This is a genomic window from Rhodoblastus sp. (assembly GCF_019449565.1).
Lineage (GTDB): Bacteria > Pseudomonadota > Alphaproteobacteria > Rhizobiales > Beijerinckiaceae > Rhodoblastus.
On sequence record NZ_JAGRPM010000088.1, the window covers coordinates 131015 to 152961 of the forward strand.

Sequence of the window (21947 nt, forward strand, 5' to 3'; positions counted from 1 at the left end):
AGGCAGCGTCGCCTCCGGGCGACGTGGAGTCGGTACGGGTTGTTCAGGGGGAGTAATGCTGGGACCGACGCCGGGGAGCGCCTCGAACGCCAAGGCGAGGCGCCTGGTGGAGATGACGGCGGCTTATCGGCCGCTTGACGGCGCGCCCGATGAATTCATTGGCGCGGACGGACGTCCGCGCGGTCATTGGCTTGAATTTTTTGACAAGATGGCGGGGCTGGGCGGCGATGACATCGCTCGCCGTTTCGAGGCCATCGAGCGTAATATCCGCGAGCAGGGCGTGTCCTATCGCGCCTATGGCGAGACGGTGGACCGCACCTGGCCGCTCAGCCACATGCCGCTGCTGATCTCGGAACAGGACTGGGCCGTGATCGAAGCGGGCGTCACCCAGCGCGCCGAGGCCTTCGAGGGACTGCTCGCCGATCTCTATGGCAAGGGCGAACTGGTTTCCGAAGGCTTTCTGCCCGCCGCGGCGGTGACCGGCAGCGCGGATTTCCTGCATCCGATGGTCGGGGTCAAGCCGCGCGGCGGCCGCTATCTCAGCCTTTACGCCGCGGATCTCGGTCGCGGGCCGGACGGCCAGTGGTGGGTGCTCAACGACCGCACGCAGGCGCCCTCCGGCCTCGGCTATGCGCTGGAAAATCGCCTCAACCTGTCGCGCGCCTTCCAGACGATCTACCGCGACATGAACGTGCCTCGGCTGGCCCCGTTTTTCCAGGCCTTCCGCGCCGGGCTGGCGGGGCTCGCCAGCCGTTCGGAGCCGCGCATCTGCCTGCATACGCCGGGTCCTTTCAGCGAAACCTATTATGAGCAGGCCTATCTCGCGCGCTATCTCGGCTTCGTTCTGGTCGAGGGCGCGGATCTCGTCGCGCGCGACGGCCTCGCCCATGTCCGCACCATCGCGGGCATGAAGCGCGCGGACGTGATCTGGCGCCGCATCGACGCCGATTTCGCCGATCCGCTGGAGCTGAAGGGCGGCTCTCAGCTCGGCGTGCCGGGCCTCGTCGAGACGATCCGCCAGGGCAATGTCGCGGTCGCCAACGCACTCGGCGCCGGCGTCGCGGAAACCCCGGCTCTGCTGGGCTTCATGACCTCCATCGCCGGCCATCTGCTCGGCGAAAAGCTGATCCTGCCGACCATCGCGACCTGGTGGTGCGGGCAGGAGGCCGAGCGCGAATATGTGCTCGACCGTCTGGAGGACATGGCCATCGCCCCGGCTTTCGGCGCCTCGACCTCCCGCACCCTGCTCGGCCGCTCGGTCGTGGCGGGCGAGTTGACGAAAGTACAGCGCGACAAGCTCGCCAACGCGATCCGCGAACGCGGGGCGGATTTCGTGGGCCAGGAGGTCGTGCGCCTCTCGACCACGCCGGTCTGGGTCGAGAACAGGCTGGAGCCGCGTCCCTTCGTGCTGCGCGTCTATGCGGCCGTGGGTCCGGACGGCAAGTTTCAGGTCATGCCCGGAGGCTTCTGCCGCATTTCCGACCGGGTGGATTCGCGCGCCCTCGCCATGGGGCAGGGGGTGCAGACCTCCGACGTCTGGATCGCGGGCAGCCGCCCGGTCGAGCCGACCACGCTGCTGCCGCGCGGCGACACGGTTTCGATCCGGCGCATCATGGGCAATCTGCCGAGCCGCGCCGCCGACAACCTGTTCTGGCTTGGCCGCTATATCGAGCGCGCCGAGGCGACCTTGCGCCTGATCCGCTGCCTGACGCGGCGGGCGATCGAAAACGAGGACATGTTCCAGGAAGGCGCCGCCACCACGCAGCGCCTGCGCAAGCTGCTCGCCGACTGGGGCGCCGTGCCGGCCAAGCTCAAGGTCCCCCTTACGCCGCAGGGCTTCCTCAACGCGGCCATGTTCAACGTCGACGAATATGGCTCGGCGGTGTCGCTGGCCCGCGCCTCCCAGCGCACGGCCTCGGTGATCCGCGAACGCCTGTCGAGCGACACGTGGCGCATCGTCGTCGATCTGGGCCAGAAGCTGGAAGACGGCCGGGTTCCGCTCGACGAGCCGGAAATCCTAGAGCTGACAGACGGCGCGCTCCAGGCATTGGCCAGCATTTCCGGGCTGGCGCAGGAAAACATGAACCGGGTCGCCGGCTGGCGTTTTCTCGAAATCGGCCGCCGCCTCGAGCGCGGCGTCAACACCTGCCGCTTCATTCGCGCCTTCGGCATGGAGCAGGCCCGCGCCGCCGATTTCGATGTTCTGCTCGACCTGGTCGATTCGCAGATCACCTATCGCTCGCGCTATATCGCCGGCGTCGCGCCTTATCCGGTGCGCGACATGGCGCTGCTCGATCCCTATAATCCGCGTTCGGTCGCTTTCCAGACGGAAAAACTCGCCGAGCATATCGGGACGCTGCCGGTGCTGAAGCTCGACGGCATGCTGGAGGCGCCCAACCGCATCGCGATCGAGGTCAACGCCGATCTCGCCACCAAGGTCGCCGCGTGCATCACGGCGGAATTTGTCATATCGGTCGAGCGTCGACTCATGGGTCTCGCCGACGCCGTCGCCGCGCGCTATTTCTTGCAGGGCGCCCATGCGGCGCAGGCGGAAAAACAGGTGGGACTCGCATGATTTACGACATCCGCCACGTCACCACCTATAGCTATGAAAGGCCGGTGGCGTTTTCGCTCTGCGCCTTGCGGCTGCGGCCGACCAGCCGCGCGGGCCAGCGCGTGATCGACGTCAAGATCGACATCGATCCGCCGGCCGCCAGGCGCATCCAGCGCGAATGTTTTTTTGGCAATAGTTTCGAGATCGTCCGCATCGAGTCCGAGCATCGTGAGCTTTCGGTCACGGCGCGGGCGCGGATCGCAGTGTCGCGGCCCGTCGCGCCGGCGACCACGTCGAGCTGGGAGGAGGTGCGCCAGCTCGCCTTCAGCGTCGAGGATCTTGGGCCGCAATCGCCAGCCCATTTCATTTACGCCAGCCGCGCCATCACGCTCGATGAGCCGGTCGTGGCCTATGCCCGCGAGAGTTTCCCGCCCGGACGCGAGATTCTGGACGGCGCCGTGAATCTGATGGAGCGGATCTGGGACGATTTCGATTACGATCCCAAGGCGACCCTGGTCTCGACCCCGCTCGGCGAGGCGTTCGAGAAGAAGCGCGGCGTCTGCCAGGACTTCGCCCATATCATGATCGCGGGCCTGCGCGGCATCGGACTGCCGGCGCGCTATGTCAGCGGCTACCTGCGCACGGTGCCGCCCGCGGGCCAGGAGCGGCTCGAGGGCGCCGACGCCACTCACGCCTGGGTCGCGGTCTGGTGCGGGCCGTTTGACGGCTGGGTCGGTCTCGATCCCACCAACAAGATTCTGGTCGGCGACGACCACATCATTCTGGCCGAAGGTCGCGACTATTCGGACATCTCGCCAATCGACGGCGTCATTCTCTCCTCTGGGGGGCAGGACATCGATGTCGGCGTCGACGTCATCCCGGTCGCGTCGGAAAGCGTCCCCCAGACCTTCGGCTAAACCCGCCGGAAAGACTATGGCGCCTCTTTTTTAAGCTGGTCGCCCGCTGCGCCGACGAAAAGCCTGCAATTCGGACGTGACAGGCCCGCGCTTCAATCAGCATAAATGGAACAGCTCGCCGCCAAGAAAGGCACTCGCCGCAATGGCCATCCTCGCGAAACTCCACCACGCTACCCGCTATTCCTATGACCGTCCGGTCACTCTCGGCCCGCAGATCGTCCGGCTGCGTCCGGCGCCGCATTGCCGCACCCCGGTACTGGCCTATTCGCTGAAGATCCAGCCGGAAAACCACTTCATCAACTGGCAGCAGGACCCGCACGGCAATTATCTGGCGCGGCTGGTCTTCCCCGAACCGACCGACGAATTCTCGATCACGGTCGACGTGCTCGCCGAAATGGCGGTCTATAACCCGTTCGACTTTTTCATCGAGGAATATGCGCAGACGGTTCCGTTCAAATATGCCGAATCGCTGACGAAGGACATTTCCGCCTATATCGGCGCCGATCCGGCCGGACCGCTGCTCCAGGCCTATCTCGACACGATTCCGCGCAAGGAAACGCCCACGGTCGATTTCCTCGTCGCGCTGAACACGGCGCTGCAACAGAAGATCAAATATCTTGTTCGCATGGAGCCCGGCGTCCAGACTCCGGAGGAGACGCTGCAGCTGGCCTCCGGCTCCTGCCGCGACACCGGCTGGCTGCTGGTCCAGATCCTGCGCCATCTGGGCTTCGCCGCGCGTTTCGTCTCCGGCTATCTCATCCAGCTCAAGCCGGATGTGAAATCGCTCGATGGTCCGTCGGGCACGGATCACGACTTCACCGATCTGCACGCCTGGGCCGAGGTCTATATTCCCGGCGCGGGCTGGGTCGGCCTCGATCCCACCTCCGGCCTGTTCGCGGGCGAGGGCCATCTGCCGCTTGCCGCCACACCGCATTATTCCTCCGCCGCGCCGATTGAGGGCTATATCACCGGCGACGCCCACGCCGATTTCGGCTTCGAGATGACGGTGGAGCGGATCGACGAGAAGCCGCGCGTGACCGCGCCCTTCTCGGATGAGGCCTGGGAGGCGCTGGACGCGCTCGGCAAGAAGGTCGACGTCGATCTCAACGCCCAGGACGTGCGCCTGACCATGGGCGGCGAGCCGACCTTCGTCTCGATCGACCATTATCAGGCGCCGGAATGGAACACCGAGGCCGTCGGCCCGACCAAGCGCAATATCGCCGACGATCTGACCCGCCGCCTGCGCGAGGCCTTTGCGCCCAATGGTTTCCTGCATTACGGCCAGGGCAAGTGGTATCCGGGCGAAAGCCTGCCACGCTGGACCTTCTCGATCTACTGGCGCAAGGACGGCCAGCCGATCTGGCGCAACCTCGATCTGATCGCGCGCGAAAAGCCCGCCGTCTGGGCGACGCCCGATCAGGCGCGGCAGATGTGCGAGACCATCGCCGCCAAGCTGGAGATCACCGAGGATTACATCATCCCGGCCTATGAGGATCCGGCGGAATGGGTGCTCAAGGAGGCGGAGCTTCCGGTCAATGTGACGCCGGGCGATTCCAAGCTCGCCGAGGCGGAAGAGCGTGCCCGCTACGCCCGCGTGTTCGATCAGGGTCTCAATGTTCCGACCGGCTTCGTCCTGCCGGTGCAGCGCTGGAACGCCCAGACGCGCCAACGCTCGTGGATCAGCCAGAAATGGCCGCTGCGCCGCGGCGCCCTGTTCCTCAAGCCCGGCGATTCCCCGGTCGGCTTCCGCCTGCCGCTGGCCTCGCTGCCCTATATTCCGCAGAGCGCCTATCCCTTCGTCGTCGAACAGGACCCGACGGAATGGCGCCGCGCGCTGCCTTCGGCGGACGATATCGCGCAGAAATACCGGCGCGGCAATTACGAGACCGACCGGCAGGTCCTCAACCAGCAGCTGCTGGGCTTTTCAGCTGATGTCCGCACCGCCGTCGCGGTCGAGCCGCGTGACGGACGCCTGCATATTTTCATGCCGCCGGTCAGCTATCTCGAAGATTACCTCGAACTGCTCGCGGCGGTCGAAGCCAGCGCCGCCGATCTCGGCATGCCGGTCCATATCGAAGGCTATCCGCCCCCTCTCGACTGGCGCTTGCAAGTCATCCGCGTCGCGCCGGACCCGGGCGTGATCGAGGTCAACGTCCATCCGTCCGACAATTGGGACGAACTCGCCGCGATCAGCCGCCAGCTATACGACATGGCCCGCGAATGCCGGCTGGGGACGGAAAAATTCATGGTCGACGGGCGCCATGTCGGAACCGGCGGCGGCAATCATGTCGTCATCGGCGGCGCCACGCCCAATGATTCGCCCTTCCTGCGCCGTCCCGACCTGCTCAAGAGCCTCGTGGTCTATTGGCAGCGCCATCCGGCCCTGTCCTATCTGTTCTCCGGCCTGTTCATCGGCCCGACCTCGCAATCGCCGCGCGTGGACGAAGCGCGGCACGACTCGCTCTATGAGCTGGAGATTGCGCTGGCCAATACGCCGCGCCCCGGCGAGGGCCAATGCCCCGCCTGGCTGGTGGACCGCCTCTATCGCAACCTGCTCACGGACGTCACCGGCAACACCCATCGCGCCGAAATCTGCATCGACAAGCTCTATTCCCCGTCGGGTCCGACGGGGCGTCTGGGACTGGTCGAGTTCCGCTCGTTCGAAATGCCGCCGGACGCGCGCATGTCGCTGGCGCAGCAGTTGCTGCTGCGCGCCCTGGTTGCCTGGTTCTGGCGCGAGCCGCAGGAGGGCGAACTGGTCCGCTGGGGCACCAGCCTGCACGATCGTTTCATGCTGCCGCATTATGTCTGGCAGGATTTCCTCGACGTGCTCGACGACCTCAAGCGCGCGGGCTATGACTTCGACCGCGAATGGTACCGCGCGCAATTTGAATTCCGCTTCCCCTTCTATGGCCAGGTCGAGCATTCCGGCGTGAAGCTCGAAATCCGGCAGGCTCTGGAGCCCTGGCATGTCATGGGCGAAGAGGGCGCCGTCGGCGGCACGGTGCGTTTCGTCGATTCCTCGGTCGAGCGCCTGCAGGTGCGCGTCGAGGGCTTCAATGAGGAGCGCCATATCGTCACCTGCAACGGCCGTCGCCTGCCGCTCGGCTCGACGGGCCGTCGCGGCGAGGCGGTCGCGGGCGTGCGCTTCAAGGCCTGGCAACCTTATTCCGGCTATCACCCGACCATCTGGCCGCATACGCCCCTGACCTTCGACATCATCGACAAATGGAGCAAGAGGTCGCTGGGCGGCTGCGTCTATTACACGGCCCATCCCGGCGGCCGCAATTACGAAACCTTCCCGGTCAATTCCTATGAAGCCGAGGCGCGACGCCTCGCGCGCTTCCAGGATCATGGCCATACGCCGGGCAGGGTCTGGCTGCCGTCGGCGGAAGTCACCGGCGACTTCCCGACCACGCTCGACCTTCGCCGTCCGACCGGGGTGTGAGGCGACCTCCCTTCTCCCCTCGCGGGAGAAGGTGGTCCGAAGGACCGGATGAGGGGGCCGGGGGCCCACGATTTTCTCCCTCATCCGTCTTGCCACTTCCAGCGGCGATCCACCTTCTCCCGCCATAGCCCGTCGAAAGACCGGCGTTCCTTCGAACGCCCTACGGGAGAAGGGCCGTTCAAATCGGGGCGTCGGGCTTAACTTGAAGGAAAGACGCGCGCGTTACGCTGCCGCGTCGCCTTCAGGAATGCCCGATGACCGAAAACGTCTCTGCGCCCGCCGCCTTGCGCCTGCGCGATCTGCGCAAATCTTTCGGCAAGCCCGCTGTGGACGGGCTCGACCTGACAATCCAACCCGGCGAATTCTACGCCTTGCTCGGGGCCAATGGCGCCGGCAAGACCACGACCCTGCGCATGGTCGCAGGCCTGTTGCAGCCCGACAGCGGCGAAGTCTCGATTTGCGGGATCGACGCGCGGCGCAACCCGCTGGAGGCCAAGGCGCTTACCGCCTGGCTGCCCGACGAGCCTCTGCTCTATGACAAGTTGGCCCCGCTCGAATATCTGGAATTCGTCGCCGGGCTCTGGGGCATGGATTCGGGCGAAGCCGGCGCCCGCGCCGAAGACCTGCTGCGCCGCCTCGGCCTGTGGGAGCAGCGCAATCAGCGTTGCGAAGGTTTTTCACGAGGCATGCGGCAGAAGGTGGCGCTGGCGGGCGCGCTGATCCACGCGCCGCGCCTGCTGATGCTGGACGAGCCCTTGACCGGGTTAGACGCTGGCGCCTCGCGTCTGGTCAAGGACATGCTCGCCGAACAGACGCGGCAGGGCGTGGCCGTGGTGCTGACGACGCATATTCTGGAAGTCGCCGAAAAGCTCGCCGACCGCATCGGGATCATCGCCGATGGCAAATTGATCGCCGAGGGCGATCTCGGGCAATTGCGCCGCCTGAGCGCTCAAAACAGTGCTGAACGCAGCGCGAGCCTTGAAGACGTGTTCCTCGACCTCACCGCGCGCGGAGTCGCCGCGTGATCCCGCGCTCCCTATCGCTTGCTCGCCTCGTCCGCCATGATCTCGCCATTTCCTGGCGGCGCCTGTGCGGTTTCCTGCGCGCGAAAACGACGACCCGGGCCTTGATCGTTCTGGGGCTGGCTTCGGCGCTGCTGCATCTCGTCGCCTGGCCCTTGGCCTTGGGGTTGCTGGCGCTGGAGGCGCGCGACGGCGCCGTCGCGCTCGACGGGCTGGGCTTCGTCATCGTGCTGCCCTGGCTGATGTCGCAGGGCCTCACGGGGGCGACGCGGGCGCTCTATTCGCGCGGCGATCTTGATCTGCTGCTGTCCGCGCCTCTGCCGCCGCAAAAAATCCTGGCCTCGCGCGCGCTTTCGGTGGCCATCGAGAGTTTTGGCGCAGTCGGCATGTTCCTGTTGCCGGTGGCCAATATGGCCGCGATTCTGGGCGGCCCGCGCTGGCTCGCCGTCTATCCCGCGCTTGCGAGCGCGGTCCTGATGGCGACGGGCGCGAGCTTCGCCGCGACGCTCGGCCTGTTCCGGCTGCTCGGACCGAAGCGTACGCGCGCGGCCACGCAGGTGATCGCGACGCTGGTCGGCGCCTGGTTCGTGATCTGCGCGCAGATCTTCAATTTCATTCCGGAGGATAGCCAGAAGGCGTTGCGGCAGGCGCTCGCCCATCCCGCGCCGGGAAGCTGGCTCGATCCGCAGGGCGCGTTGTGGCTGCCGGCCCGCGCGGCGGCGGCTGAAGGACGCGCGCTGGCGCTCTGGGTCCTGCTGGGCTGCGGCGCCTTCATGCTGGCGGTTCGCGCGCTCGGTCCCGCCTTCGCGCGCGGCGCGCTGATCGCGGCGGGCGAGGGGAGGGCGCGGGCGGCGAGCCGCGACGGCAGCTTCCGCTGCGAGCGCGCTGGCGCCCTGCGGCGCAAGGAATGGCGGCTGCTCGCGCGCGATCCCTATTTGCTGTCGCAGATTCTGCTACAATCGCTTTACACCCTGCCGGTGGCGCTGATCATCTGGAAGAGCCTCGGTCCCAACGGCTCGGTCGCATTTTCCGTCGCGCCAGCGCTCGTCGCCATCGCCGCACAATTGAGCGCCGCGCTCGCCTTCCTGGCGGGTTCGAGCGAGGACGCCGGCGATTTCGTCGCAACGGCGCCGGTTCCGCCCGGTGAAATCCTGCGCCGCAAGATCGAAGCGATCGCGCTTCCCGTCGCGCTGCTGCTGGCCCTGCCGCTCGCCGGCGTGGCCTTCGCCGCGCCGCGCATCGGCCTCGTGACGCTCCTTTGCGCGGCGGCGGGGGCGGCGTCCACCGCCATTTTGAATTTCTGGAAGCCACTGGAAAACCGGCGCGGCGATCTCATCAAGACCCACGCCCAGAACAAGCTGGTCGGCCTCGTCGAGCATGGGCTTTCGATCTGCTGGGCGCTGGCGGCGTTGCTGCTCTGCCTTGGCTCCTGGACGGCGTTGGCGCCGATCGCCCTCGCGCTGGCCCTGTTGTGGGCGAACAAGCCGCGCGCGCCGGGCGTCAAGGCTTTCGCGCCGGCCTGACGGCCAGGGAAGCATTCCGCCAGAGGCCCTTGCCGCCAGAGGCCCTTTTGCCGCCAAAAGAAAAACGCCGGCCCCTGGGGACCGGCGCCAAGTTGGCCGCCTTCACGCGGTTTCCCACGGAGAGCAGCCTTCGACATCGCGCTTTAGCTGCGCGACATCATATAGAGCAATTGCGTCTCGAAGGCCGGGATCTTGGTCGCGCCAAACGCGCGCAAGGCGGCGGGCGCGTCCACGGCGACCACGGAATATCCGCCGGCAGCGCTTTTTTCCATCAATTCCGAAATTTCTTCCGCAAAGGCTTTCGCCGGATCGATTTTCGCCGGCAGATCCTGCGGCGACCATTTAGCAGCCCAGCCCCAGATCGTGTCGTGCCCGGCCGGAATATTGGCCGATATGAAATCCTGTGGGAGGTAGGGCCTCCCATTCTCATAAGGCATCATGTTTCCTCCCGCGAAAATGGCTGCCCAAACAGGCGCGGCCTCTCGCCTATGCTGTTGAATTAACCAGCCCGGTTCGTTCTTCTTTTCGAATTGGAACGCGCCCGTTTGCCGCTTTTAACGGTCTTGTGCTTTAGTCGTACCACAGTGTGTAGTATCGTGTAACAGGAATATGAACGCCGGCAATTGACCCAGCGCAAATTCAGCGCTCGATTGCGGCCTCGGGAATCCGATAGGCCGAACTGGCCTTGACCCGCTCCATGGCGAAGCGCGAGGTCACTTTTTTGAGCGGCGCCGCCGAAATGAGCCGTTGGTAGAAACCATCATAGGCGGCGGTGTCGGCGACGACGACGCGCAGCAAATAGTCGACGTCGCCCGCCATGCGGTAGATGTCCATCACCTCGGGCATAGCCGAAACAGCGGCGGCGAAACGCGCGAGCCAGGGCCGGGAATGATCCTCCGTCTCGATGGAGACGAAGACAGTGAGGCCGAGGCCGATCTTTTGCGGATCGACGAGGGCGACGCGCCCCAGGATCACGCCCGCGCTTTCCAGCTTCTGCACGCGCTTCCAGCATGGCGTCGGCGACAGACCAACCGCCCGCGCGAGATCCGCGACGGCGATATCGGCGTTCTCCTGCAGAATGGTCAGGATTTTACGGTCGATCGCGTCCATGCCCTTCTCTCGGCCCCCTCTCGCCTCCGCGCGGACTGTGACGAGATTATCGGCGCAAGGCAATCATTGCTGGCCGTGCCAGCTCGCCTGACGGCAGACATCCACCTTCAGCACGGCGGCCGCGTCTTCCCGGGCGTAGCCGAAGGCGGCCGCGCGCCGGGGCGCCGCGCCGGCGAAATCGAGCCCGAGGGCGATCCGCAAATATTCGTCGCGCGGGCAACAACCGAGCGCGGGGTCGAAACCGACCCAGCCGATCGGTTCGACAAAGACTTCCGCCCAGGCGTGATGCGCGCCGGCGCGGCCGACGCCCTCATCGCCGAGAAAAAAGCCCGAAATGAAGCGCGCCGGGACATCGACGCCGCGCGCGGCCGCGACGAAGACCTGGGCAAGTTCGCGCGCGGAGCCGGTGCGCGAGGCGAAGACTTCCTTGGCCGGACGCGGCGACTCTCCTTCGCCCGGCGCGAAGGCGCAGGCCTCGTTCAGGGCGGCGTTAAGGACATGCATCCGGCCGAGCGGATCCTTTTCGCCGGACAGAGCGTCCTGTGCGAAGGCCAGCAGGTCCTTGTCGGCTTGCGTGGCCGCAGTGTCGCGCAGATAGACGTCGAGCGGCATTTTTTCGGGGAGACCGCGCACGACGCCAGCGACGTCATAGGTCTCGATATCGCCCTCGGCCATGATGCTCAACTGCTCCAGCGGGCCGTCATGGCAGCAGGAATGGACGATATTGCCGAAAGCGTCCTCGCTGCGGCGCATTCGCGCATCCGGCAGGACATCGACGCGCCAGTCCTTGATCTCCTGGCCATCGAAGCCGCGCGGAGTCAGACGCAGAACCTGATTCACCGCGCGAACCGGCTCGGCGCAGGAAATTTGGAGATGATACTGGATAGAGGCGCGCATGGAGCAAGAGTCTCCCGCTGGCTGATTCGACCTTGTTGTTATAGCCGCCCGGAAAGCCGCAGTCCCTCCGGCCGAAAGGCTTAGCCGATCAAATATTGTTCGGCGATCTCGGTCCCGAGCCGGTTGTTGTCGGTGACGAAGCCATCGACGAATTCATGCAGGCCGGATTGGAAAATATCCTTGATCGAGGTGCTTTCCAGGCGTCGCTTCATATTGCGGGCGTGGCGCTGGGCCGGTCCCTGGCGGCCATATTGATTGCCGATGGCGTCGAGGAAACGCACGATATTGTCGCAGCAGGACAGCAGCGAGCGCGGCATCTCCTGGCGCAGGATGAGCAGGTCCGCGACGTTCCAGGGCTTGATGCTCTCGCGATAGACCCAGTGATAGGCGGTGAGCGCGGAGACCGAGCGCAGGATCGCGGTCCACTGGAAATAATCGACAGAGCCGCCGACGGCTTCCTGCTCGGGCAGTAACACGTGATATTTCACGTCGAGCACGCGGGCGGTGTTGTCGGCGCGCTCGACATAGACGCCAAGGCGCGAGAAATAATAGGCGTCGTTGCGCAGCATGGTGCGGTAGCCGGAGCCGTCGTAAAGGCTCGACGTCTGCTTGACATATTCGAGGAACTTGATGAGTTCCTCGCGGTCGATCCGGCCCAGCTCCTTCTGCACAGCTTCGAACTTCTTCAGCTCGAGCCAGGCGCTGTTGATGCCTTCCCACATTTCAACGGTGAGCGCAGTACGTACCGCGCGGGCATTGGTGCGGGCGAATTCGATGCAATTACGGATGCTGGAGGGATTGCGCGCGTCAAAGGCCAGATAGGCGATGACGCTGGCCTCGTCGGGCTCCGGGAAATGCTCGTAGAAGGTCTCGTCGGCGCCCGACGCGATCAGGACGCTCTGCCATTCGTCCTGGGCGGAGGCGTAGGTCTTGGGCAGCGCCGCGATGCGGCTGGAGGCCTCGATCAGGCGGGCGAGGAAATCCGCGCGCTCCAGATAGCGCGAGACCCAGTAGAGATTGTCGGCGGTGCGGGAAAGCATGGGGCGACCTTGACAAGATTGGGCAAGAATGGCGTTGCGCGGATCGCCCACGAAGGGCGGCGATCCGCGTCGGGGCATCAGGGCGTGGCGGCGTCCGTCTCGAGCACCCAGGTATCCTTGGTGCCGCCGCCCTGGCTGGAGTTGACGACCAGAGACCCTTCCTTCAGCGCGACGCGCGTCAGGCCGCCGGGTACGACGCGCACCCCGTCGGAGCCGGAAAGAACGAAGGGGCGCAGGTCGACATGGCGCGGCGCGACGCCGCCGAGGAAGGACGTCGGGCAGGTTGAAAGCGACAGGGTCGGCTGCGCGATGAAATTGTCCGGCGCGGTTAGGAGCTTCTTGCGGAAGTCCTCGATCTGCTCCTTGGTCGCGTGCGGCCCGACCAGCATGCCGTAACCGCCCGAGCCATTGACCTCCTTCACCACTAATTCGGACAAATGGTCGAGGACATATTTCAGCGCGTCCGGCTCGCGGCAGCGCCAGGTGGAGACATTCTTCAGCTTCGGCTCCTCGCCGAGATAGAAGCGGGTGATCTCTGGCATGTAGGTGTAAATGGCCTTGTCGTCGGCGACGCCCGCGCCGACCGCGTTGGCCAAAGTGACATTGCCGGAAAGATAGGCGCCCATCAGCCCGGCGGCGCCGAGCACGGAATCGGGATTGAACACGAGCGGATCAATGAATTCGTCATCGACGCGGCGATAAATCACATCCACCCGCTTCGGACCCTCGGTGGTCCGCATATAGACGACGTCGTCCTTCACGGTGAGGTCGCCGCCTTCGACAAGCTCCACGCCGAGCTTGTCGGCGAGGAAGGAATGTTCGTAATAGGCCGAATTGAACTGGCCGGGCGTCAGCACCACGATGTTCGGCTCGCTCGGGCATCTCGGCGGCGCCACGGAGCGCAGCGAGGCGAGCAGGGAGTCGGGATAGTTCTCCACGGGCATGACGGCGTGTTCCGCGAAGAGATCGGGCGCCAGCCGGATCATCATTTCGCGGTTCTCGAGCATGTAGGAGACGCCCGACGGCGTGCGGCAATTGTCTTCCAGGACATAGAAATCCTGGTCGTCGACGCGCACGATGTCGATTCCGGCGATATGGGTCCAGATGTCGTGCGGCGCGCGATGGCCCTGCATTTCGGGCCGGTAGCAGTCGTTGCGGAACACGAGGTCCGCAGGGATCACGCCGGCGCGGATGATTTCCTGCGCGCCATAGACGTCGGTCAGGAACATGTTCAGCACCTTGACGCGCTGAACCAGTCCCGCTTCGAGCCGCAGCCATTCGTCATGGCCGAGCAGGCGCGGGATGATGTCGAAGGGAATCAGCCGCTCGGCGGCTTCCTTGTCGCCATAGACGGCGAAGGTGATGCCGATGCGGCGAAACAGCATTTCCGCCTGTTGCCGGCGCGAATCCAGCAGTCCGGGCGGGGACGTCTCCAGCCATTTGGCGATGCGGCTGTAAAGGGCGCGCGCCGCTCCGTCGCCTTTGGTCATTTCGTCGAAACAGGGCAAGGTCATCGGCTTGATCGCCTTTTTGGAATTCATTGCTGGCCTTTTGCGCCGCGAGCGCAAACCGGCCCGGGATTTCGTGATTGTCAGTCTGAATCGCCTGCGCCGGTTGCGCTTTGACCTAACTTAAATGCCGCGTCGCGCGATTTGACAGTCTAAATTTTAAGCTCGGCGCCCGATAGCGTGCGTATGAAGGTTTCGATCGCGATTGCTGCATAAAAAACAGGCGCCAGCGCCGCTGGCGTGTAAACACCTCCCTTACCGAAGTTTCACAAATCGCAATTTGCTTGCGGACGCCGCGACGCGGTAAAAGCGCGCGTGGTCCCGAGAGGCTGCGGCGCGAAATTGGTCGAGTCGATGCGCAAATTCGTCTTCATTATCGTTTTCGTCATTCTCGCCGCGCTCGTCGGCGGGATCTATCATTTTCATTTCAATCTCAAGCCGGAGTTCGCGCGCGCCGCGATCTCCTCAATGCCGCGCCCCGTGGCCGGCGTCGCGGTGGAGGAAGCGCGGGCCGAAAACTGGGCGTCGAGCGTGTCGTCGATCGGCACGTTCCGCGCGGTGCCGGGCATCGACGTCTCCAGCCAGGTGGCGGGGGTCGTCGCGGAAATCGCATTCGAGAACGGGCAGGACGTGCAAAAGGGCGCGCTGCTGGTGCGGCTTGACGATTCAACCGAGCAGGCCGACCTGCGCTCCAATCTCGCCATGCTGAAAAACGCCAATCTTGCCTATGAGCGGCAGAAGTCGCTCTCGGCGAGCGGCGTGGGGGCCAAGGCCAATTTCGACCTTGCCCAGGCCGTTCGCGACCAGGCCGCCGGCGCGGAGGACCGCACCCGCGCACTGATCGGCCAGAAGACCATCCTGGCCCCCTTCGCGGGGCGGCTTGGCATCCGCAAGGTCGATGTCGGTCAATATGTCGCCGCCGGCGCGGCGATGGTTTCGCTGCAGCAGCTCGATCCGATCTATCTCGACTTCCAGGTTCCCGAGCAGAATTACGCGCATCTGGCGGCTGGCCAGGAGGTGGTGGCCGATGTCGACGCCTTCGCTGGCAAGACCTTCCGCGGCAAGATCAGCAATATCGACGCGCGGGTCGATCCCGCCACGCGGTCGGTTCTGGTGCGGGCGGAATTCGCCAATCCCGACAAGAAGCTGATGCCCGGCATGTTCGGCCATGTCGATTTCGCCACCGGCGAGGCGGCCAAAGCCGTCACCGCGCCGCGCACGGCGGTGGCCTTCTCGCTTTATGGCGATTCCGTCTTCGTCGTCGTTCCGGACGACGCGGCCAAGGGCTTCGAGGGCCCGCTTCATGTCGAGCGCCGGACCGTCAAGGTCGGCGACGCCCGCGAAGACCGCATCGTCCTGCTGGAGGGCGTCAAGCCCGGCGAGAAGGTCGTGGCCGAGGGCCAGATCAAGCTGCAGCCCAATGCGCCGGTCAAGATCGACGCGGACAAGCCGATGAAGCCCCAGGCCGTCCGGCCGCGGGAATAAAGCGGCGCGCCTTCCTTCGCCGCTTTTGTCGAGACCGAGACCCAGAGACCGCAACCCATGGGCGCTTTTACAGATCTGTTCATCCGCCGGCCGGTCCTCTCGATCGTGGTCAGCTTGCTGATCCTGCTGATCGGCGCGCAGGCTGGCTTCAACCTTCAGATCCGGCAATATCCGGCGCTGTCCTCGGCGACCATCACCGTCACGACGACCTATCCGGGCGCTAACGCCGATTTGATCAAGGGCTTCATCACCACGCCGATCGAGCAGGCGGTGGCTAGCGCCGAGGGCGTGGACACGCTGGTGTCCAATTCGCAGCAGAACGTCTCGACCGTGACGCTCAACCTGCGTCTCAACGCCAACGCCGACCGCGCGATGACCGATGTCCTCGCCAAGGTCGCGCAGGTCAAATATATCCTGCCGAAAGAGTCGAACGACCCGGTGGTGGTCAAGCAAACCGGGCAGGGCACTGCGCTGCTCTATATGTCGTTCAATTCCGACACGCTGACCCCGCCGCAGATCACCGACTACATCACACGCGTCATCCAGCCGCGCCTGCAGACGATCGACGGCGTCGCCAGCGCCCAGATCATCGGCGGGCAGAATTTCGCCATGCGCGTCTGGCTCGATCCTGACAAGATGGCCGCGCGCGGCGTCACCGCCGCCGATATTCGCAACGCGCTGCTGGCCAATAACTTCACCTCCGCCGCGGGCCAGGTCAAAAGCGACTTTACCCAGACCAGCATCAACGCCCTGACCTCGCTGGAGACGGCGCAGGCTTTCGCCCAGCTCACCATTTTCAACAAGGGTGACGCCCTGGTGCGCCTCGGCGACGTCGCCCATATTGAACTCGGGCCGGAAAGCGTTGATTCCTCAGCGGTGTTCGATGGGCTGAAGGCGGTCTTCATTGGCATCTACGCGACGCCGACGGCCAATCCGCTGACGGTGATCGAGGACGTGCGCAAGGCATTCCCCGCCATTCAGGCGGCTTTGCCGTCGGGCGTGAAGGGGGCCATCGCCTATGACGCGACGGAGTTCATCCGGGCGTCGATCGACGAAGTCGCCAAGACGCTGCTGGAAGCGGCGTTCATCGTCATTATCGTCATCTTCCTCTTCCTGGGCGACCTGCGCTCGACCTTGATCCCGATCATCACGATTCCGCTGTCGATGATCGGCGTCATGGGTTTCATGCTGCTGCTCGGCTATTCGATCAATCTGCTGACGCTGCTCGCCTTCGTACTCGCGATCGGCCTCGTGGTTGATGACGCCATCGTCGTGGTCGAGAACATCTATCGCCATATCGAGGACGGGTTGTCGCCCAAGCAGGCGGCGCTGGTTGGCGCGCGCGAAATTGCCGCGCCGGTCGTCGGCATGACCATCACGCTCGCGGCGGTCTATGCTCCGATTGGCTTCGTGACCGGCCTGTCCGGCGCGCTGTTCAAGGAATTCGCCTTCACCTTGGCCGGTTCGGTCGTCGTCTCGGGCTTCATCGCGCTCACACTGTCGCCGATGATGTGCTCGAAGCTGTTGCGCGCGCACGAGCGCCACGCCCCCGGCGCGGTGCGAACGGGTCGGCGCAGTTTCGTGGAAGTGCTGGACGATCTGTTCGAGGGCTTGCGCCAGCGCTACGAGCGCCTGCTGCACAGGACGCTGAATTTCCGCGCACTGACCATCCTGATCCTCGTTGGCGTGCTGGCGCTGACCGGCGTGCTTTATGTGTCGACGCCGCGCGAATTGGCCCCGGAAGAGGACCAGGGCATCCTGCTGACCATGGTCAAGTCGCCGCAATACGCCAATCTCGACTACCTCGAAAAAGTCACGACGCGCCTGCAGACGAATGTCTTCGACAAGGTCGACGAGAAAAGCCACGTCTTCATGATCAACGGCTCGCAAGGCGTCAATACCGGCATCGCGGGCCTGCTGCTCAAGCCGTGGAGCGAGCGCAAGCGCTCCCAGAGCCAGATCATGCAGAGCCTCCAGCCCATGCTGGCCGATCAGACCGGCGCGCAGATCTTCGCCTTCGCGCTGCCGGCCTTGCCCGGCTCAACCGGCGGACCGCCCGTGCAATTCGTCATCCGCACGGCCGGCGATTACCGCACTCTGGCGGGGGTGCTCGAAAAGCTGCAGGACGAGGCCCGCAAGAGCGGCCTGTTCATCTTCACCGACGGCGACCTGAAATTCGACACGCCTCAGGTCGAAGTCAAGATCGACGCTGGCAAGGCGAGCAGCCTCGGCGTCACCATGCAGGATATCGGCGCGACGCTCGCCACCTTCCTCGGCGGCAATTACGTCAACCGCTTCAATCTGGACGGCCGCTCCTATCAGGTCATTCCGCAGACTCCACGCGATTTCCGCCTGACCAATGACTGGCTCAAGCGCTATCAGCTGCGGACCGCGAGCGGCACGCTGATCCCGCTTTCGACCGTGGTGTCCATCGAGGAAAAGACCCAGCCCAATGCGCTGACCAGCTTCCAGCAGCTCAATTCGGCGACGCTCTCGGGCGTTCCCTTCCCGGGCCATACGCTTGGCGAAGTGCTGACTTTCCTGGAGAGCAAGGCCAAGGACCTGTTCCCTGAAGGCTATAGCTATGATTTCCAGGGCGAGAGCCGCCAGTTCAAGCAGGAAGGCAATACGCTGGCGCTGGCCTTCGTCTTCTCGCTGATCGTGATCTATCTGGTGCTCGCGGCGCAGTTCGAGAGTTTCCGCGATCCCTTCATCGTGCTGGTCGCGCTGCCGACCTCGATGTTCGGCGCTTTGCTGCCACTCAATATCATGGGCGTGTTGGGCGCGGCCTCGATCAATATTTATACCCAGATCGGCCTGATGACGCTGATCGGCCTGATCTCCAAGCACGGCATCCTGATGGTGGATTTCGCCAATCAGATGCAGCGCCGCGAAGGCCTGTCGCCGCGCGAGGCAATTGAGCATGCGGCGGGGGTGCGGTTGCGCCCGATCCTGATGACAACGGCGGCCATGGTCGTCGGCATGATTCCGCTCATCATGGCTTCGGGCGCCGGCGCGCGCAGCCGCTCCGCCATCGGCATCGTGATCGGCGCGGGCATGAGCGTCGGCACGATTTTCACGCTGTTTGTCACGCCGGCGGTCTATTCGCTGCTCGCGCGCAAGCACGACCGGAGCGAATTATTCGAGGCCGAGACCGCCGGAAGCGAGGGCGCGGCCGTACCGGGCGAGAAGCTGGCTGCCCATTAGGACGTTTCGCGCGGCTGGGACGCCTCAGAGTCTTTCGACGGAAATGCTTTCGATCATCCGCAGGGCCGGATTGAAGGACACATTGAGCTGATGCGTCCGCCGCGTGGCCCCGAGGTCGAAAACCTCGCGCGGCGTGATCGCGACCATATGCTCGCCGTAGCAGACCGAGACAAAGCCGCCATGGGGTTCGAGATTTGCGGCCAGCCGGGCGAATAGCGCCGCATATTTCTTGTCGAGATGGATATTGCGCGCCGGTGTGTCGCAATCGATTACGAGGCATTTGCCTTTGAAATAGGTCACGAAACGCGACCGCGTCGGCTGAAATTCCGGCGGCAGGGAGTCGTCGACTAGCCAAAGGCATTTGAAGTCGCGGCATTCCTCCGGCCGGGTTTCATAAATCCTGCAACCCTTGCCGATGTCGCAATGCGGGCACCAGGTCAGGTTTTTTTTCTGGACCGCGCCGACGCCCAGAACCTTGCAGCATAAACTACAGTCGCCGCAGCTCCGCCCCATGAAATCTCCCTTCTCTCCTTCGACCCACGATAATATACGCGATTTTGCCCCGCTTTGCTCAAGACGCGGCTTGACGCGTCTCAGGGTTCGATCACCCAGTAGGCCGCCCCGGCCTTTTCGCGCGCCGGCAGGCCGCGTCCCGTCGCCGCCGTCTCGCGATTGACGATCTTCCGGAAATCCTCGATCGCCTTGGGCTCGTCGAAGACATAAGAATGGCCGGACAGGCGGGTGTCGACGGATTCGACGCCCCCGGTCACCAGGATATTGGCGCCGCCGCTGCCGGCGCGCGGGGCTTTGTGATAGCTCTCCGAAATCAGGATCGCGCGGTCATATTCCGACGCATAGAGCGTACGCAGCGCCCCGATCTTGCGGGCCTGGCGCAATTGTTCACGAAAAACATCCTGCGAAATGTCAGGCGCGGCGAAGACGGCGGCGCCAATGCGTATGCTGGACTTCGCCTGCGCGAATTCGCGCAACATCTGCAAAAGAATGCGGTTGCCCATGCTGTGGGCGACGAAATCGATCTGAAAATCCGGCGCGATCGCCGCGATCTCGCTCACCAGTTCAGCGAGATGCGGCTCGCTCCAGGCGTTGGAATCCTCGTCATAGGCATAGGAAAAGGCCGAACCCTCCGAGGGCCAGCTCCAGCCGACGATGGCGCCGTCATAGTCGAGATCCGAAGCCACTTGCAAGGCGCGCCACATCAGGCCGGAGAAATCGATGTTGAAGCCATGGATGACGAAGAGAATCTTGCTGGCGCCTGCGGCGCGGGTTCGCGCGACGATTTCCCGGGCGCAGTCTTCCACGCCCTTGACGAGGCTGAGGGGCGCGGCCGGCAGACTCGGCTCGCCGGAATGGCGGGCCGGCGAGCCGAGATAGCCGCAGCTGAACTCGAATGGATCGAGACGGCGGGCGCCGAAGCGGGTCGCCAGATTACCCATCTTTTCGTCATTGCGGTCGGTCGCGAAGAGCACCGGCGAATTCCGCGCCATTTTCGGCCCGGCGGCGGTCGCGGCGGGCGTCTGGCCGTGAACCTCGATCTCGGCCTTGCGCCACAGCGCGGTTTCCTCCGTCATCGCCGCTTCGCCGCCGCCGCCCGCGCGCATGGCCAACTCCATCTGGGCGCCATGTTCGAGCTGGTTGAATTCGACATTGGGCGCCTGAAGGAAGGCGGCCTGGCGCGCCATGAGGCCGGAATTAGCGTCGGCCCGGGCCTGTTCTGCTGCGGTCTTGATCGCGTTCTTCTCGATTTCCCGGGCCCGCCGCCAGGAATCCGGCGCGGCGGCGAGCAAGCCGGTCTCCTGCCAGCCGATGGTTAGATAGAGCTTGCCATTCATGCTGGCCGCGAAACCGGAGATCTCGTCGCCGAGATGCGTCTCGATCGCATTGGCGCCGTCGCGCCCCATCGCCGACATCGCGCCAGCCGGATGCGCCCCTGCGGCGGATAGGATCCTGGCGTCGGGCGCACCGTCCTCGGCCGCGACCTTGAGGCGCGCGAAATCCTCCTCCGAGCGGATCGGCTCATGCGTGAGAAGATAGGCAATGGAATGGGTCCAGATTTTCAGCGGAAACAGGCCCGACCGGCTGGCGTCGGCGGTCGCCGCCATGCCGAGGAAGGAATCCTGCATCAGAAAGACCTCCTCGGCGGATTTGAACATGAAGGGCCGGGTCAGCAGCGTCGTCGCCGCGCCTGAATTCTGCAGGGCGCGGCGGTTCTCGCCGTCGAGCGCGAAGACGGCAAGGTCCGCCTCGCCTTTTTCTAGCGCCGCCAAGGCCTCGGCGTCGCTCGCCACTGGCTTCGGCGCGACGGTCACGCCCGCGCCAGCCAATATCTTGCTGGCCAGCAGGCTTTTCACGAAAATGTCTTCCGCGAAGGCCGAGGGCACGGCCAGACGGATTTCCGCCGCGCCGGCCGGGGCGGCGAGGCAAAGCAAGGCGAGGATGACGGCGAGGCGGAGCGGCATGGGTCTGGTCCGGCGTTGAGCAACTGAAATGGATACGCGGAGGCCGTCGCAAAGGTTACATCATTTCACGCGCCGAACTGAACTCGCATCCGAACGCGCGGCTTTATTCGGCGCTTTTGCGCCAAAACTGGGCCTTTCCATGCCCGTAATTTAGGTTTTGCACAAAAAAGCAGCTTGCTCCCTGAGGGAGCAGGAGTAAGAAAAAAGTCATCGAAAAACGACGCCAGACAGATCGGGAGATATTCGATGCAGACGGTCGAGGAATTTCTGGCCTACACCATTCACCTTGAACAGGAAGCTGCGGCGCGTTTCGGCGAACTGGCCGACGCCATGGAAGCGGGCGGCAACAAGGAAGTCGGGCAATTGTTCCGCCGCCTGGCGGATTATTCGCGCCTGCACCTCGCCGACGCCAAGGCCCGCGCGGGCTTCCGCGACATTCCGGAGATCGCGGCCCAGGATCTCGTATGGCCCGATCTCGAAAGCCCCGAGGCCGCGGCGATCTGGGGCGCGGACCCGATGTTGAGCCGTCGCGAGGCGCTCGAAATCGCGCTGGCCGCCGAAAAAGCCGGCCATGATTATTACAAGTCGGTCCTCGACAGCACGGACGATCCGGAGATCAAGGCCCAGGCCGCCGAATTTGTCAATGAAGAGGCGGAGCATGTCGCCGAGCTGAAAAAATGGATCGCCGCCGCCGACTCCGTCCAGTCCGCATCGGCCGAGTGAGCGGGAGGCTGCGTGGCGCGTCAATAAGTTTGCGCT

The 21947-nt window shown here is 64.6% G+C and carries 15 protein-coding genes; 8 read left to right on the top strand and 7 right to left on the bottom strand.

Translation table 11 applies throughout. The features are described 5' to 3' along the window. Positions 1-55 precede the first annotated feature (55 nt). The 5 genes from QZ409_RS21065 (at position 56) to QZ409_RS21085 (ending at position 9464) form a co-directional block, all read left to right on the top strand. The gene (locus tag QZ409_RS21065; protein ID WP_296715277.1) at positions 56-2575 is read left to right on the top strand and encodes a circularly permuted type 2 ATP-grasp protein; all 2520 of its coding nucleotides are present in this window, start codon (positions 56-58) and stop codon (positions 2573-2575) included. Then, the gene (locus QZ409_RS21070) at positions 2572-3471 is read left to right on the top strand and encodes a transglutaminase family protein (RefSeq protein ID WP_296715279.1); all 900 of its coding nucleotides are present in this window, start codon (positions 2572-2574) and stop codon (positions 3469-3471) included. Before QZ409_RS21065 ends, QZ409_RS21070 begins: the two co-directional genes overlap by 4 nt. A gap of 142 nt (positions 3472-3613) precedes the next feature. Further along, the gene (locus QZ409_RS21075) at positions 3614-6919 is read left to right on the top strand and encodes a transglutaminase family protein (RefSeq protein ID WP_296715281.1); all 3306 of its coding nucleotides are present in this window, start codon (positions 3614-3616) and stop codon (positions 6917-6919) included. Positions 6920-7173: 254 nt separating this feature from the next. After that, positions 7174-7944: an ABC transporter ATP-binding protein gene (locus QZ409_RS21080; protein WP_296715284.1), complete on the top strand. Its 771-nt coding sequence runs from the start codon at positions 7174-7176 to the stop codon at positions 7942-7944. Next, on the top strand, positions 7941-9464 hold the full coding sequence (locus QZ409_RS21085; protein ID WP_296715285.1) for a hypothetical protein: 1524 nt from the start codon (positions 7941-7943) through the stop codon (positions 9462-9464). The genes QZ409_RS21080 and QZ409_RS21085 overlap by 4 nt, the downstream gene beginning before the upstream one ends. Positions 9465-9607: 143 nt before the next feature. Here the strand turns inward: QZ409_RS21085 and QZ409_RS21090 are convergent, their stop codons facing one another. From QZ409_RS21090 to QZ409_RS21110, 5 genes are all read right to left on the bottom strand, one after another. Then, a complete protein-coding gene (locus tag QZ409_RS21090; RefSeq protein ID WP_296715287.1) occupies positions 9608-9904 on the bottom strand; it encodes a hypothetical protein in 297 nt (98 codons plus the stop codon). Between the two features lie 199 nt (positions 9905-10103). Then, entirely contained in the window at positions 10104-10574 is a 471-nt protein-coding gene (locus QZ409_RS21095) for an Lrp/AsnC family transcriptional regulator (protein WP_296715288.1), read from the bottom strand. Between the two features lie 63 nt (positions 10575-10637). After that, positions 10638-11471, bottom strand: a complete 834-nt coding sequence (locus tag QZ409_RS21100; RefSeq protein WP_296715289.1) for a transglutaminase family protein — start codon at positions 11469-11471, stop codon at positions 10638-10640. Between the two features lie 80 nt (positions 11472-11551). Further along, a complete protein-coding gene (locus QZ409_RS21105) occupies positions 11552-12511 on the bottom strand; it encodes an alpha-E domain-containing protein (protein WP_296715291.1) in 960 nt (319 codons plus the stop codon). A gap of 77 nt (positions 12512-12588) precedes the next feature. Continuing rightward, on the bottom strand, positions 12589-14025 hold the full coding sequence (locus QZ409_RS21110) for a circularly permuted type 2 ATP-grasp protein (protein WP_296715573.1): 1437 nt from the start codon (positions 14023-14025) through the stop codon (positions 12589-12591). A gap of 348 nt (positions 14026-14373) precedes the next feature. Between QZ409_RS21110 and QZ409_RS21115 the strand changes: the two genes are divergently transcribed. After that, positions 14374-15504: an efflux RND transporter periplasmic adaptor subunit gene (locus QZ409_RS21115; protein ID WP_296715295.1), complete on the top strand. Its 1131-nt coding sequence runs from the start codon at positions 14374-14376 to the stop codon at positions 15502-15504. A gap of 57 nt (positions 15505-15561) precedes the next feature. Further along, on the top strand, positions 15562-18711 hold the full coding sequence (locus tag QZ409_RS21120; protein WP_296715298.1) for an efflux RND transporter permease subunit: 3150 nt from the start codon (positions 15562-15564) through the stop codon (positions 18709-18711). Between the two features lie 24 nt (positions 18712-18735). Here QZ409_RS21120 and QZ409_RS21125 read toward each other — a convergent pair whose 3' ends face one another. Beyond that, on the bottom strand, positions 18736-19224 hold the full coding sequence (locus tag QZ409_RS21125) for a hypothetical protein (RefSeq protein WP_296715300.1): 489 nt from the start codon (positions 19222-19224) through the stop codon (positions 18736-18738). Between the two features lie 80 nt (positions 19225-19304). Beyond that, positions 19305-21188, bottom strand: a complete 1884-nt coding sequence (locus QZ409_RS21130) for an alpha/beta hydrolase (protein WP_296715301.1) — start codon at positions 21186-21188, stop codon at positions 19305-19307. 246 nt (positions 21189-21434) lie between these two features. On the opposite strand from QZ409_RS21130, the gene QZ409_RS21135 reads away from it, so the two are divergent. Further along, positions 21435-21911, top strand: a complete 477-nt coding sequence (locus QZ409_RS21135; RefSeq protein WP_296715303.1) for a ferritin family protein — start codon at positions 21435-21437, stop codon at positions 21909-21911. Positions 21912-21947 lie beyond the last annotated feature (36 nt).

Bases quoted from the DNA above. Each gene is read 5' to 3' on its own strand.
- QZ409_RS21095 (WP_296715288.1), bottom strand. From the start codon at position 10,574: ATGGACGCGATCGACCGTAAAATCCTGACCATTCTGCAGGAGAACGCC.
- QZ409_RS21090 (WP_296715287.1), bottom strand. From the start codon at position 9,904: ATGATGCCTTATGAGAATGGGAGGCCCTACCTCCCACAGGATTTCATA.
- QZ409_RS21080 (WP_296715284.1), top strand. From the start codon at position 7,174: ATGACCGAAAACGTCTCTGCGCCCGCCGCCTTGCGCCTGCGCGATCTG.
- QZ409_RS21075 (WP_296715281.1), top strand. From the start codon at position 3,614: ATGGCCATCCTCGCGAAACTCCACCACGCTACCCGCTATTCCTATGAC.
- QZ409_RS21110 (WP_296715573.1), bottom strand. From the start codon at position 14,025: ATGACCTTGCCCTGTTTCGACGAAATGACCAAAGGCGACGGAGCGGCG.
- QZ409_RS21135 (WP_296715303.1), top strand. From the start codon at position 21,435: ATGCAGACGGTCGAGGAATTTCTGGCCTACACCATTCACCTTGAACAG.
- QZ409_RS21065 (WP_296715277.1), top strand. From the start codon at position 56: ATGCTGGGACCGACGCCGGGGAGCGCCTCGAACGCCAAGGCGAGGCGC.
- QZ409_RS21115 (WP_296715295.1), top strand. From the start codon at position 14,374: ATGCGCAAATTCGTCTTCATTATCGTTTTCGTCATTCTCGCCGCGCTC.
- QZ409_RS21120 (WP_296715298.1), top strand. From the start codon at position 15,562: ATGGGCGCTTTTACAGATCTGTTCATCCGCCGGCCGGTCCTCTCGATC.
- QZ409_RS21130 (WP_296715301.1), bottom strand. From the start codon at position 21,188: ATGCCGCTCCGCCTCGCCGTCATCCTCGCCTTGCTTTGCCTCGCCGCC.
- QZ409_RS21070 (WP_296715279.1), top strand. From the start codon at position 2,572: ATGATTTACGACATCCGCCACGTCACCACCTATAGCTATGAAAGGCCG.
- QZ409_RS21105 (WP_296715291.1), bottom strand. From the start codon at position 12,511: ATGCTTTCCCGCACCGCCGACAATCTCTACTGGGTCTCGCGCTATCTG.
- QZ409_RS21125 (WP_296715300.1), bottom strand. From the start codon at position 19,224: ATGGGGCGGAGCTGCGGCGACTGTAGTTTATGCTGCAAGGTTCTGGGC.
- QZ409_RS21100 (WP_296715289.1), bottom strand. From the start codon at position 11,471: ATGCGCGCCTCTATCCAGTATCATCTCCAAATTTCCTGCGCCGAGCCG.